This window comes from Stenotrophomonas acidaminiphila (assembly GCA_002951995.1).
In the GTDB taxonomy this organism is placed as follows: Bacteria; Pseudomonadota; Gammaproteobacteria; order Xanthomonadales; family Xanthomonadaceae; genus Stenotrophomonas; species Stenotrophomonas acidaminiphila_A.
Genome location: CP019797.1, coordinates 2,933,041 through 2,946,627, shown reverse-complemented (window position 1 = coordinate 2,946,627; position 13,587 = coordinate 2,933,041). Strand labels below are relative to the sequence as shown.

At 71.7% G+C, this 13,587-nt stretch carries 10 protein-coding genes and 1 riboswitch; of the genes, 4 read left to right on the top strand and 6 right to left on the bottom strand.

Going from position 1 to position 13,587, the window contains the following annotated elements:
* Positions 1-253 precede the first annotated feature (253 nt).
* Positions 254-1,207, top strand: a complete 954-nt coding sequence (locus tag B1L07_13170) for a DNA mismatch repair protein MutT (GenBank protein ID AUZ55875.1) — start codon at positions 254-256, stop codon at positions 1,205-1,207.
* Here the strand turns inward: B1L07_13170 and B1L07_13165 are convergent.
* The 3 genes from B1L07_13165 to B1L07_13155 form a co-directional block, all read right to left on the bottom strand.
* Positions 1,197-1,772, bottom strand: a complete 576-nt coding sequence (locus B1L07_13165; protein AUZ55874.1) for a hypothetical protein — start codon at positions 1,770-1,772, stop codon at positions 1,197-1,199. The genes B1L07_13170 and B1L07_13165 overlap by 11 nt on opposite strands.
* A 51-nt stretch (positions 1,773-1,823) precedes the next feature.
* A complete protein-coding gene (locus B1L07_13160; GenBank protein ID AUZ55873.1) occupies positions 1,824-2,654 on the bottom strand; it encodes a methylenetetrahydrofolate reductase [NAD(P)H] in 831 nt (276 codons plus the stop codon).
* 94 nt (positions 2,655-2,748) lie between these two features.
* A complete protein-coding gene (locus tag B1L07_13155; protein AUZ55872.1) occupies positions 2,749-3,507 on the bottom strand; it encodes a hypothetical protein in 759 nt (252 codons plus the stop codon).
* A gap of 535 nt (positions 3,508-4,042) precedes the next feature.
* On the opposite strand from B1L07_13155, the gene B1L07_13150 reads away from it, so the two are divergent.
* Positions 4,043-4,597 carry a hypothetical protein gene (locus B1L07_13150; protein AUZ55871.1) on the top strand — a complete coding sequence of 185 codons (555 nt, stop codon included), beginning with the start codon at positions 4,043-4,045 and terminating at the stop codon, positions 4,595-4,597.
* A gap of 6 nt (positions 4,598-4,603) precedes the next feature.
* Here the strand turns inward: B1L07_13150 and B1L07_13145 are convergent, their stop codons facing one another.
* From B1L07_13145 to B1L07_13135, 3 genes are all read right to left on the bottom strand, one after another.
* Positions 4,604-5,068, bottom strand: a complete 465-nt coding sequence (locus B1L07_13145; protein AUZ55870.1) for a GNAT family N-acetyltransferase — start codon at positions 5,066-5,068, stop codon at positions 4,604-4,606.
* A gap of 105 nt (positions 5,069-5,173) precedes the next feature.
* On the bottom strand, positions 5,174-6,001 hold the full coding sequence (locus B1L07_13140; protein ID AUZ56604.1) for an esterase: 828 nt from the start codon (positions 5,999-6,001) through the stop codon (positions 5,174-5,176).
* 156 nt (positions 6,002-6,157) lie between these two features.
* Positions 6,158-7,603 (bottom strand): adenosylhomocysteinase, encoded by a 1,446-nt coding sequence (locus B1L07_13135; GenBank protein AUZ55869.1) that lies wholly within the window; start codon positions 7,601-7,603, stop codon positions 6,158-6,160.
* A gap of 32 nt (positions 7,604-7,635) precedes the next feature.
* Positions 7,636-7,742, bottom strand: a riboswitch (S-adenosyl-L-homocysteine riboswitch).
* A 105-nt stretch (positions 7,743-7,847) separates the two neighbouring features.
* On the opposite strand from B1L07_13135, the gene B1L07_13130 reads away from it, so the two are divergent.
* Positions 7,848-10,352: a S9 family peptidase gene (locus B1L07_13130; protein ID AUZ55868.1), complete on the top strand. Its 2,505-nt coding sequence runs from the start codon at positions 7,848-7,850 to the stop codon at positions 10,350-10,352.
* Positions 10,353-10,836: 484 nt separating this feature from the next.
* On the top strand, positions 10,837-13,548 hold the full coding sequence (locus B1L07_13125) for a phosphoenolpyruvate carboxylase (protein AUZ55867.1): 2,712 nt from the start codon (positions 10,837-10,839) through the stop codon (positions 13,546-13,548).
* The last annotated feature ends 39 nt before the right edge of the window (positions 13,549-13,587 follow it).

The window sequence follows — 13,587 nt, the reverse complement described above, 5'->3', positions numbered from 1 at the left end:
CCCGTCCCCGCATGCGGCCCGCTTTTCGGGCCGGCGTCGCCGGTCGCGCTTCGCGCGGTAGCGTCGCCGACCCAGGGAGCCGCCTGCAGGCGCGATCCCGATGGGCGCCGGCAGTCAATCGATAGGGGCGTACACCTCTGGAACGCTGGTGCGGGGCTCGCCCCGCACGGGGCCTTCCCGACGGGCGCCCAGGCCGGAACTGCACGCAGGCAGGCGATTGCGCCCGGCTCGGGGTTTTCGGCATGCTCGGCGCATGACTTCCTCCCTGCGCTCGATCCATGTCGTGGCCGCCGTCATCACCGACGCGCGTGGCCGCATCCTGCTCAACCGCCGCAACGGCACCAGCGACATGGCCGGGCTGTGGGAATTCCCGGGCGGCAAGCGCGAGCCGGGCGAGACCTCCGAGCAGGCGCTGGCGCGCGAACTGCACGAGGAGCTGGGCATCGAGGCCGAGGTCGGCGACTGGCTGATGGACGTGCCGCAGCTCTACCCGGACAAGCGCCTGCGCCTGGAAGTGCGGCAGGTGCAGCGCTGGAAGGGCAACGCCCGCGGGCGCGAGGGGCAGGCCATCACCTGGGTGGCGCCCGACCGGCTTGGGCGCTACTCGATGCCGCCGGCGGACCTGCCGGTGGTGGCCGCGCTGCGCCAGGCCGATCGTTACCTGGTCACGCCGGAGCCCTCGGCCGGCGGCGATGCCTGGCTGCAGGGCGTGCAGGCCGCGGTGGACGCCGGCATCCGCCGGCTGCAGCTGCGCACACCGCAGGCCGGCGACCGCGCGGCGCTGGCCCGCGACGCGGTGGACCGCGTCGGCCGCCACGCCGAGCTGCTGCTCAACCGCGACATCGTGCTGGCCCGGGAGCTGGGCGTGGGCGTGCACCTGGGCAGCGAACAGCTGCAGCAGCTGCAGCAACGGCCGCTGCCGGAAAGCGTCCTGGTCGGTGCCTCCTGCCACGACCTGGCGCAGCTGCAGGCCGCGCAGCGCCTGGGCTGCGATTTCGCCGTGCTCGGCCCGGTGCAGGCCACCGCCAGCCATCCGGCGGCGACGCCGCTGGGGTGGGCCGCGTTCGAGCAGCTGCGCGAGCAGGTGTCGCTGCCGATCTACGCCATCGGCGGCCTGGCCGCCGCGGACATCGGCACCGCGCGCCGGCATGGCGCACAGGGCGTGGCCGCGATCCGCGCGCTGTGGCCGCAGCCGGTTACAGGCTGATCCAGAAACAGTTGTACTGCCGGCGCAGTTTCAGCAGCGTGCGCGAAGGCGTGGTGCCGCCGGCGAGGGTCTGTTCCAGGCGCAGCGCGACCGGCCGCGGGCGCCGCGCCGGCACCTCGGCGAACATGGGCGGGGCGTCGGCGGCGGCCGCGCCGCCTTCGCCTTCCGGCAGCAGCTCCGGGTCCCGCGGGAACACCGGTGCGATGTCGACCAGCGGACGCTGCACGATGCCGTCCAGGCGGTCCATCACCCGCGTGGCCTCGGCGCTGGACAGCCCGCCCCAGGCATAGATGCCGGACAGGCGGTTCGGGTCGCGCGCGTCCATCGCCGCGCGGATCTGCGCCACCACCTCGCTGAGCCGGCGTGCGCAGCTGTCGCGGTACAGGCCGCTGGCACCGGCGGGCCGCGCCTCGGGCAGCAGCCGCGCGCGCGCGCCCATCACCTCGCACGGCCTGTCGCCGTACACCGTGCGCCCCTGCGGGTCGGTGCAGCGGTTGACCTGCTGCGCCTGCGTGGCGCCCGCCCACAGGGCGGCAGGGAGCAGCAGGAGTGGCAGCGCGCGCATCGGCCAAGCCTAACCCGGCCACGCGTGACGGGGTGTGCAGCCGCTGGCGGGTCAGCCGCGGCCGAGCCGCTGCAGCACCGCGTTGGTCGGCCTGGCCAGGTTGAGCGTGTAGAAGTGCAGCGCCGGCGCGCCGCCGGCGATCAGCCGTTCGCACAGCGCCGCCACCACGTCGGCGCCGAACGCGCGCACCGAATCGACATCGTCGCCGTAGGCCTGCATGCGCTTGGCGATCCAGCGCGGGATCTCCGCACCGCACTGCTCGGAGAAACGCCGCAGCTGGCTGAAGTTGGAGATCGGCATCACCCCGGGAATGATCGGCACGTCCACGCCCAGCCTGCGGGTGGCATCGACGAACTGGAAGTACGCGTCGGCGTTGTAGAAGTACTGGGTGATGGCGGCATCGGCGCCGGCGTCGATCTTGGCCTTGAAATGGCGCAGGTCGGCCAGCGCGTCGCTGGCCTGCGGGTGGGTTTCCGGATAGGCGCCGACCTCGATGCGGAACGCGTCGCCGTGCTCGGCGCGGATGAACGCGATCAGTTCCGAGGCGTAGCGCAGGTCGCCGGGAAAGCCCATGCCCGAGGGCAGGTCGCCGCGCAGGGCGACGATGCGGCGCACGCCGATGGCGCGGTACAGCTTGAGCAGCTCGCGGATCTCCTCGCGGGTGCCGCCCACGCAGGACAGGTGCGGCGCCGCCTGCAGGCCATGGTGCTGGTTGAGGTGGCGCACCGTCTCGGAGGTATAGCTCAGGGTCGAGCCGCCGGCGCCGAAGGTGCAGGACACGTACTCGGGGGCATGCACCTTGAGCCTGCTCGCGGTGCGGTCCAGCTGCGCGCGCTGGTCATCGGTCTTGGGCGGATAGAACTCGAAGCTGAGCGCGGTCATGGCGGGGCGGTGAGTGGGTCTTGCCGGAATTATATCTCTCCATCAAGATGGATGTGCAATTGTTTCTGTTGTCACCGGGCGCCCGTGCGTGGGTTCAGTGGGCCCGCCATGCGGCGCGCTGCGGCGACAGCGCGATACAGGCCACGATCGCCATCAGCAGCACCAGCGAGGCGGCATAGCGGCTCAGCGCCAGCCCTCCGTGATCGGGCGGCTTGTCGAGGAAGTCGCCGACCACCGCGCCCAGTGGCCGGGTGAGGATGAAGGCGGCCCAGAACAGCAGGGTCCTGGGCAGGCGGGTCGCCAGGTGCAGCGCCGCGGCCAGCGCCAGCAGGCCGCCGAACAGGAGCATGCCGCCGGCATAGCCCAGGCCCTGGGTATCGGCCGCCCAGTCGCCCAGCGCGGTGCCCAGGGTCTGCGAGAAAGTGATGGTCAGCCAGTAGAACAACTCGCTGCGGCGCGAGCCGATGTCGGCCACCGAGACGCTGCCGGTACTGCGCTGCCAGCAGAACAGGGTGCCCAGCAGCAGTGCCAGCAGCACGCTGCTGCCGCCGCCGTAACCAATGCCGAGCGAGCGGTCCAGGTAGTCGGCCAGGGTGGTCCCCACGGTGGTGCTGGCGATGATCGCCGCCCAGTACAGCCAGGGACGGAAGCCGCTGGTGCGGATCTGCGCGGCCACGGCGATGGCGAACACCGTGGCGAACAGCTCGGTGCCGGCCAGGTAGCCCAGGCCCATCGACATCGTGACCGCGTCGCCGCCCACCTCGCCCAGCATGGTGGCGAGGATCTTGGTGATCCAGAAGGCGAGGGTGACCTCGGGAACCTTGCTGTCGCCTGGAGCGGCGTGGCTGCGCATGGCGGTGGTCCGGTGGCAAGGCGGCAATGCGACGATGCGCGGGCCGGGGTCGGAGGCCTGTCGGAAGCCCGTTCCTGCCGTGCGGCGACGCGCAGCCGGCTGGATTGCCGCGGTCATCGGCGGCGCAGGCGGCCCCCGCCGTCATCGCGGACGGCATCGACCGGGCCGGCGCGCGCGGTGCGCCAATGTGCTGGCAACCCCGGCCAGGCAAAGGGCGGGCCGTGCCCGGGAACGCCGCCCGCGCAGCTCGGTCCACGTTGCTGCCTGCCATGGCCTGCGCGGACGGTGGAACGCGGCGTCCTCCGGCTCCCACCGATCGCCGGCATGCCGGGCGCCAGTGCCCATCACGGCGTCCGCCGCCTTCCGTCGCAACCCGGGCGCGCGGGGGCCTGATCGGGATGGCGTCCGCGCTCGCGGGTGTGTGCGCCCTGCGTCGATCAGCCCGCGCATCCCGCACCCGCACCCGCGCGTGCGCCGGCGTGCGCGGCCGTGGCGCGATGGCCGACAATGGCCGGGTTTTCCGAACGTCCCGGCCATGTCGATCTTCCTCACCCCCTTCGCCCGTACCCGCCTGTTCCCGCGCACGCCGCGCCCGAACACGATCCGCGACTGCACGCCCGAGCAGTTCGAGCGCCATCTCAACGCGCATCCGCCGCTGCAGGTGCTCGACGGTTACGCGCCGTTCTGCAAGCTGCACGTGCACCGCAACTGGACCTCCACCCGCTGCCTGACGGTGCCGGTCACCGACGCCAACCGCCACCTGCTGCGCTCGGCCTACGAGGCGCGCACACGCGAGGAACTGCCGGTGCTGGTGCGCTGGTTCGAGGGCGTGGAGCCGCCGGTGGCCGAGTACCTGGTCGTCATCCTCTACAGCCGCGAACAGCTGGCCAAGGAAGGCGCGCCGATCGACGCCGACTGGGGCGTGGTCGGCTGCCTGTACACCGCCGAGCCAGCGGAAATCCCGATGGCGCCGATCACCATGATGCGCAACGCGCTGGGCGTGGAAGAGGGCGGCTCGGGCGTGCCCATCGACCGCGAGGCGTACCGGCGTGCGGTCGAGTTCTGGGAGGCGAACGCGAACTGGCGCTGAGCGCGCTCAGTACGCCGGGCGATAGTCGAGCGCCAGGCGCAGCATGTCGCGATGCTGGATGCCGTCCTCGACGATTGCTTCGTCGTAGTTGCGCAGGAAGAAGTCGCGGTCCACCTGGAACACGCGGAAGCCTTGCCGCTGGTAGAACGCGAGCGGGTAGCCGAAGGTGCCGGTGCCGACTTCAAGCCGCTGCGCGCCTTCGCGCCGGTACGTGTCGATCACGTGGGCCAGCAACCGCGTGCCGATGCCGCGCTGCTGGCGTGCCGGATCGACGGCGATGTTCATCAGCTCGTGGCTGCCCTGCGCGAGCGGCACGACCGCGCAGATGCCGGCGATGGCGCCGTCCATGCGGGCGGCGAAGCAGCGTGCGCCCGGCAGGTAGGCGCGTACCTTGCGTTCCGAGGGGTCGGCCAGCAGGAGCAGCGCCAGCGGCGCGTCGGCCGGCGGTATTTCGTGGATCGAAAGAGACATGGGTAAACCGAAGTCAGGACAAGCCAGGGGCGGAGCTGGATTCGCTGCCGGACATCGACCCCGGCCGCGGTTGCGGCCCTGGGCATGGTCGCATCCGGCGAAGGCTCAGCGCTTGCCCTCGCCGGTGCCGGGGGTGGCGGGGTACATGCGTTCGATCGCCATCGCCTCCAGCGCGGTATAGATCGTGTCGTGGCGCAGGTCAGGGCGTGGCAGCGCCTGCCATTGCAGGTGCGCCGGGCCGGCGCGCCTTACCGTGTCCGAGAGGGCCTGCGCGTGCGGACCGATGTTGTCCTCGTCACCCCAGGCCAGCAGCATCCGGCCCTGCAGTCCGGGCATGCGCTGCAGCCGCGCGTCGGCGCTGCGGGTGAGCGCCGCGTCGTTCCACCACAGGCTGGGGCTGAAGGCGATCCAGGTGTCGAACAGCGCCGGCTGCTCGAACAGGGTTTCGACGATGAACAGCCCGGCCAGCGACTCGCCGATGATGCCGCGCGCGCCGGTGGTGCGGTAGCGGCGGTCGATCTCGGGCACCAGTTCCTCGGCGATGAACGCGCGGAACGCGGCCGAGCCGCCGACCACCGGCGCGATGCGGCGGTCGCCGTCGACCTGGGTCGGACCGGTCATGTCGCGGCGGCGCTGGGTGTTCTCGATGCCGACCACCAGCAGCGGCGCGATCCGGCCGGCGCGGATGCCGGCATCGACCGTGGCGGCCACGTGCGGGAAATCCTCGGCGACGCCGCCGTCGGGCATGTACAGCACCGGATGCGCCACCGCCGCGTCGGCGGGCGGCCGGTAGACGTTGATGGTGCGCGCCTCCTGCAGCCGCTGCGACTGGATGACGAAGCTGTCATGCGGTGGGGGCGCCGGCTGTGCGCGCGGGATGCCCGGCAGCGCCGCCATCAGCAGTGCCGCGATGGCGGGAAGCATTGATTTCATCGTCATGTCGGTGCGCGGCGTCGGGATCGGGTCGCGCAGCGTAGCAAGCGTGCGTGGCCGGCGAGAACAAGGCCGGGGTCCCTGACGTCCGGCGCAAGCACGACGGGCGCCTCGCGGCGCCCGTCGTGGTGCTCCCCGCCATGACCGGCGCACCGGTCAGTAGCGGTAGTGCTCCGGCTTGAACGGGCCGTCGACCGGCACGCCCAGGTAGTCGGCCTGTTCCTGGGTCAGGGTGGTCAGCTTGACGCCGATCTTCTCCAGGTGCAGGCGCGCGACTTCCTCGTCCAGCTTCTTCGGCAGGCGGTAGACGTCGGCCTTGTAGCTGTCCCTGTTGGCCCACAGGTCGATCTGCGCCAGGGTCTGGTTGGCGAAGCTGTTGGACATCACGAAGCTCGGGTGGCCGGTGGCGCAGCCCAGGTTCACCAGGCGGCCCTCGGCCAGCAGGAAGATCGCGTTGCCGTTCGGGAACACGTACTTGTCCACCTGCGGCTTGATGTTGATCTTCTTCACCCCGGCGTAGCCGTTCAGCGCGTCGACCTGGATCTCGTTGTCGAAGTGGCCGATGTTGCAGACGATGGCCTGGTCCTTCATCGCGCTCAGGTGTTCGATGCGGATGATGTCCTTGTTGCCGGTGGTGGTCACGTAGATGTCGGCGCGGCCCAGGGTGGACTCCAGGGTGTTGACCTCGAAGCCCTCCATCGCCGCCTGCAGCGCGCAGATCGGATCGATCTCGGTGACGATCACGCGCGCGCCGTAGGCACGCAGCGAGTGCGCCGAGCCCTTGCCGACGTCGCCATAGCCGCAGACCACCGCGACCTTGCCGGCCAGCATCACGTCCATCGCGCGCTTCAGGCCGTCGGCCAGCGACTCGCGGCAGCCGTACAGGTTGTCGAACTTGCTCTTGGTGACCGAGTCGTTGACGTTGATCGCCGGGACCAGCAGGGTGCCGGCTTCGGCCAGCTGGTACAGGCGGTGCACGCCGGTGGTGGTCTCCTCGGAGACGCCCTTCCAGTCCTTGACCACGCGGGTCCAGTAGCCCGGGCGCTCGGCGTGCACGCGCTTGAGCAGGTTCTTGATGACCTGTTCCTCGTGCGAGCCGGACGGGGTGTTCACCCAGTCGCTGCCGTTCTCCAGCTCGTAGCCCTTGTGGATCAGCAGGGTGACGTCGCCGCCATCGTCGACCACCAGCTCCGGCCCCAGCAGGGTGCCGTCGGCGGCCTTGAAGGTCAGCGCTTCCAGGGTGCAGTCCCAGTACTCCTCCAGGGTCTCGCCCTTCCACGCGAACACCGGGGTGCCGGTGGCGGCGATGGCGGCGGCAGCCTGGTCCTGGGTGGAGAAGATGTTGCACGAGGCCCAGCGCACGTCGCCGCCGATGTCCTTCAGCGTTTCGATCAGCACCGCGGTCTGGATGGTCATGTGCAGCGAGCCGGTCACGCGCACGCCCTTGAGCGGCTGCGCGGCGGCATGCTTGCGGCGGATCGCCATCAGCCCGGGCATCTCGTGCTCGGCGATGTCGATTTCCTTGCGGCCCCAGTCGGCCAGCGAGATGTCGGCGACCTTGTAGTCGCCTTCCTGGGAGAAGGTCTTTGCAACAGCGTTCATGTAAGGCTCCGGTGTGGTGCGAGCAGGCTCGCGTTCGCCGGGCGCCGTTGTTGCATGCCATGCCGTCCGAGCCTGGCCGCCGTGCCGGTCCGGCCCTTGCGGGGGACTCCACACGGCGGTCGCAGCGCCCCTCGGACGGGGGCGCCGATTATATCGCGCGGGGACCCTGACCAACCAAAGGCAGGGGAGCCGGCGGCCGGGGATTGTTAACGTGTGCGGTTGAAACCGCCCAGAGAGGATTGCCATGACGATGTTCGCTTCCCGCCGCAGCCGCCGCGCGTCCGCGGCGCTGGTGCTGTGCGCCGGCCTGCTGCTGGCCGTGCCGCCGCTGCTGGCGGCCGCCCCGGCCGCCAGCACCGCCGCCAGTGATGCCACCGGCTACCGCCTGCCGTCGGCGGCGCTGCAGGCGGTGGTGGACGCCCCGCGCGCGCCGAGCCTGCGGCTGTCGCCGCGCCGCGACCTGGCGGCCATGCTGCAGACCCCGCCGCTGCCGTCCATCGCCCAGGTGGCGCAGCCGGAGCTGAAGCTGGCCGGCCTGCGGATCAACCCGAAGACCTTTTCCGACAGCCGCTTCTCGTTCGGCAGCCAGCTGTGGCTGATCTCCACCGCCGACGGCGCGCAGCGCCAGATCAGCGGCCTGCCGCAGCCGCTGTCGGTGGCCTCGCTGGCCTGGTCGCCGGACCAGAAGTACCTGGCGTTCAACCAGGTGGACCCGGCCAGCGGCAGCAACGAGCTGTGGCTGGTGGACGTGGCCGCGGGCAGCGCACGGCGCGTGGCCGAGCGGCTGAACTCGGTGGTCGGCAACGGCTATGCGTGGCTGCCGGGCGGTAACGCGCTGCTGGTGATGCAGCGCCCGGCCGGGCAGGGCGCCGCGCCGGTGGGCGACGGCATCCCGAGCGGACCGGCGGTGCAGCAGACCGAGGCGGGCCGGGGCGTGCGCTCGGTGCGCACCTACCAGGACCTGCTGAAGAACGAACACGACGCGCGCCTGTTCGAGTACTACCTGCAGGCGCAGCCGGTGCGGGTGGCGATCAACGGCGAAAGCCGCCCGCTGGGCATGCCGGGGCTGTACCTGGGGCTGTCGTCGTCGCCCGACGGCAACTACCTGCTCAGCCAGCGGGTGGAGCGGCCGTTCTCCTATGCGGTGCCGGTCGGCAGTTTCCCGCGGCGCATCGAGGTGCTGGACGCGCAGGGCCGGGTCGCGCACACGGTGGCGAAGCTGCCGCTGGTCGAAGGCCTGCCGACCGGCAACGACGCGGTGCCGACCGGGGTGCGCTCGATCGCCTGGCGCGCCGACGCCCCGGCCACCCTGGTCTGGGCCGAGGCGCAGGACGGCGGCGACCCGGCGCGCGACGCGGCGATCCGCGACGCGGTGCTGGTGCAGGCCGCGCCGTTCGACCGGCCGCCGGTGACGCTGGCGCGGCTGGCCGCGCGCTATGCCGGCATCACCTGGGGGCGTGGCGACGTCGCCCTGCTCAGCGAGTACTGGTGGAAGACGCGCCAGGTCCGCGAGTGGAAGATCGCCCCGGACCAGCCGCAACAGGCGCCGCAGCTGCTGTCCGAACGCTCCGGCGACGACCGCTATGCCGACCCGGGCGAGCCGCTGCTGCAGCCCGACGACAGCGGCCGCGCGCGCCTGCAGTTCACCGCCGATGGCCGCGGCTACTATCGCGTCGGCGACGGTGCCTCGGCGCAGGGCGACCGCCCGTTCCTGGACCGCATCGACCTGGACAGCGGCAAGGCCGAACGCCTGTTCCATTCGCAGGCGCCGTACTACGAGGCGCCGGTGGCGGTGATCGACGGCGATGCGCCGCGGGTGCTGTTCAGCCGCGAGTCCAACGACGAACCGTCCAACCTGTACAGCCGCGCCCTCGGCAGCGATGCCGCGCCGGTCGCGCTGACCCGCAACGCGCACCCGCTGCCGCAGCTGCGCGGGGTGAAGAAGGAGCAGATCCGCTACACCCGCAACGACGGCGTCGCGCTCACCGCCGACCTGCTGCTGCCGCCCGGCTACGACCCGAAGAAGGACGGCCCGCGCCCGCTGCTGATGTGGGCCTACCCGGCCGAGTTCAAATCCGCTGGCGACGCCAGCCAGGTCACCGGTTCCCCGCACCGGTTCAACGCGATCAGCTACTGGGGCCCGCAGGCGTTCCTGGCCAAGGGCTACGTGGTGCTCAACAACCCGACCATGCCGATCGTCGGCGAGGGCGATGCCGAGCCCAACGACACCTACGTGCAGCAGCTGGTGGCCAGTGCGCAGGCGGCGGTGGACGAGGTGGTGCGCCGCGGCGTGGCCGACCGCGACCGGATCGCCGTCGGCGGCCACTCCTATGGTGCGTTCATGACCGCCAACCTGCTCGCGCACACGCGCCTGTTCAAGGCCGGCATCGCCCGCTCGGGCGCCTACAACCGCACGCTGACCCCGTTCGGTTTCCAGGCCGAGGAGCGCAACTACTGGCAGGCGCAGGACACCTACCTGAAGATGTCGCCGTTCAATTACGCCGGCGACATCAAGGACGCGATCCTGTTCATCCATGGCGTGGACGACAACAACTCCGGCACCTTCCCGATGCAGAGCGAACGCATGTTCGCCGCGGTCAAGGGCCTGGGCGGCAACGCGCGGCTGGTGATGCTGCCCAACGAATCGCACGCCTACCGTGCGCGCGAGTCGATCATGACCATGCTGGCCGAGAGCGAGGACTGGCTGGACCGCTGGCTGGCGGCCCCGGCCAAGGGCGGCAAGCGCTAAGCGCGGGCGCAGGCCGGCACGCGCCCGCGCCTGGCGCACACGCCCCACGGCCGCGGTCCGGGCCGTGGGGCGGGATGCCGCGCCTTCGCGCACCCCTTTGCCCGGGGGCGGTTTCCGCGGCCCAGCGTGGCGTGCCGGCAGCTGGCCGGTACCCGCCCGCGATGCGCGGGGTCGCCGCATGTCCCGCGGCGTGCTGCATGGGCCTGCTCCCGGCTTGCCCTGCGCCGCGCCCGCGCCGCTGGCGCGCGGCACTGTTCCGCCGACGGTGGCGCCTGCAGCGGTGCGTTCCTGCTTGCGGCTGGGTCGTGGCGCACGTCATCTGCTGTCCCTGGCCGGACGCTCGCGGTGCCTGCTGGATGTCCGCCGCGACAGCCGCCGGACAACATGCAGATGCAACCATTTTCGCCATTGATGCACTGCAAAAAGCGTGGGTTTTTTCAGTTAGGCTTGGGACCGTTCCCGCTTCCGAGGTTCCGGTTCCTGGATGAACGAGTACCGCAGCAGCGTCGTCTTCGCCACCCCCGACCTGCCCCTGCGCGACGACGTCCGTCGCCTCGGCGCGATGGTCGGCGACCTCCTTTCCGAACAGGTCTCGCCCGCGTTCCTCGATGAGGTGGAGGACGTGCGCACCGCCGCGATCGCGCGCCGCGAGAGCCAGGCACCGCTGGCCACGCTCAGCGCGCAGCTGGCCGGGCGCACGCCGCGCCAGGCCGAGGCGCTGGTACGCGCCTTCAGCACCTATTTCCAGGTGGTGAACATCGCCGAGCGCGTGCACCGCATCCGCCGCCGCCGCGATTACCAGCGCGCCGGCACCAAGCGTCCGCAGCCCGAAGGCCTGCAGGACGCCCTGCAGCAGCTCAAGGCGCAGGGCGTGACCCTGGAAGAGCTGGCGCAGTGGTTGCCGCGCATCGACATCGAACCGGTGTTCACCGCCCACCCCACCGAAGCGGTGCGCCGCGCGCTGCTGGAAAAAGAGCAGCTGATGGTGGCCAGCCTGGTGGACAACCTCGACGGCCAGCGCACCCCGGGCGAACAGGCCGCCGACACCGCGCGCCTGCGCATGGCGCTGACCGCCTCGTGGCAGACCGCCGATTCCTCGCCGGTGCGGCCCAGCGTCGAGGACGAACGCGAGCACGTCGGCTTCTACCTCACCCGGGTGCTGTACCGGGTGATGCCGGTGTTCTACGAATCGCTGGAACAGGCGCTGCTCGCCACCTGGGGCCGCAGCCTGCCGCTGCCGCGGCTGGTGCGCTTCGGTACCTGGGTGGGCGGCGACATGGACGGCAATCCCAACGTCGACGCGACCACCATCGCCGCCACGCTGGATGCGCAGCGCGCCGCGGTCCTGGAGCTTTACCAGAAGGACCTGCTCAAGCTCGCCAGCCTGCTCAGCCAGTCCACCGAGCTGGTCGGGGTGAGCGAGGCGGTGCGTGCGCGGGTGGACGCGTACCGCGCGCTGCTGCCGCAGGTGCAGTCGCGCCCGCGCCACGCCGACATGCCCTACCGCCTGCTCAACGACCGCATGCGCGCGCGCCTGCAGGCCACGCTCGACGACGCCGTGGGCGGCTATGCATCGCCGGATGAACTGATCGACGACATCCAGCTGATCCTCGACAGCCTGGATGCGAACAAGGGCCGCCACGCCGGCTGGTTCTCGGTGCGGCGCCTGCTGTGGCGGGTGCGCACCTTCGGCTTCCACCTGGCGCGGCTGGACGTGCGCCAGGAATCGAGCGTGCACGCGCGCGCGCTGGCCGAGGTGCTGGGCGGGCAGGCGGCATTCGAGGCACTGGACGCCGCGGTGCGGGCGCGGCTGCTGTCGCCCTATGCCGCCGGCGAGGCGGTGTTGCCGCGCGGCGACGACGAGGCCGGGCAGCGGCTGGACAAGGTGTTCGCGGCGCTGGCCGACGCGCGCGCCCGGCACGGCGCCGACGCGCTGGGCAGCTACATCATCTCCATGGCCCACGACCGCGGCGACGTGCTCGCGGTGCTGGCGCTGGCGCGCCGCGGCGGCCTGGTCGACGACCGCGGCGCGGTGCCGCTGGACATCGCGCCGCTGTTCGAGACGGTCGACGACCTGCGCCATGGCACCGCGACCCTGGGCGACCTGCTGGGCGACCCGGTGTACCGCGCGCACCTGGCCGCGCGCGGCGACGTGCAGATGGTGATGCTCGGCTACTCGGACAGCGGCAAGGACGGCGGCATCGCCGCCTCGCGCTGGGGCCTGCAGCAGGCGCAGGTGGAGCTGTTGGCGGTGGCGGCCGCGCATGGCGTGCGCCTGACCTTCTTCCACGGCCGCGGCGGTTCGATCAGCCGCGGCGGCACCAAGACCACGCACGCGGTCGACGCCTCGCCGCCGGGCAGCATCGACGGCCGCCTGCGGGTGACCGAGCAGGGCGAGGTGATCCACCGCAAGTACGGCATCCGTGCGCTGGCGCTGCGCTCGCTGGAGCAGGCGGCCGGCGCGGTGCTGCGCGCGAGCCTGCGGCCACGCCCGGCCGAACCGCGCGAAGCGCAGTGGACGCCGGTGATGGACATCGTCGCGGCCGCGAGTGCGCGCCGCTACCGCGATCTGGTCGGCGATGCGCAGTTCATGGCGTACTTCCGCACCGCCACCCCGATCGACGTGATCGAGCGCATGACCCTGGGCTCGCGGCCGTCGCGCCGGCTCGGCCAGGACGCGGCGCTGTCCAACCTGCGCGCGATCCCGTGGGTGTTCGCCTGGAGCCAGGCGCGGGCGGTGATTCCCGGCTGGTTCGGCGTCGGCAGCGGCCTGCAGGCGGCCGCCGACGCCGGGCACGAGGAGCGGCTGCGCGAGATGGCGCACGACTGGCCGTTCTTCGCCACCTTCCTCGACGACATGGCGATGGTGCTGAGCAAGGGCGACATCCACATCGCCGAGCAGTTCTCGCGCCTGGCCGGGCCGCTGCATGACCGCTTCTTCCCGGTGATCCGCGAAGAACTGGCGCTGACCGGGCATTGGGTCAAGCGCCTGGGCGGGCAGCAGGAACTGCTGGCGCACGATCCGCGGCTGGCGTTGTCCATCCGCCTGCGCAACCCCTACATCGACCCGATCAGCACCCTGCAGGTGGACCTGCTGCAACGTTGGCGTCACAGTGGCCGCGAGGACGACGCGCTGCTGCGCGCGCTGGTGGCCTGCGTGAACGGGGTATCGCAGGGGGTGCAGAATACCGGCTGAGGGGATCCGTCGCACGGGGAGGTGAACGGGGAATGGGGA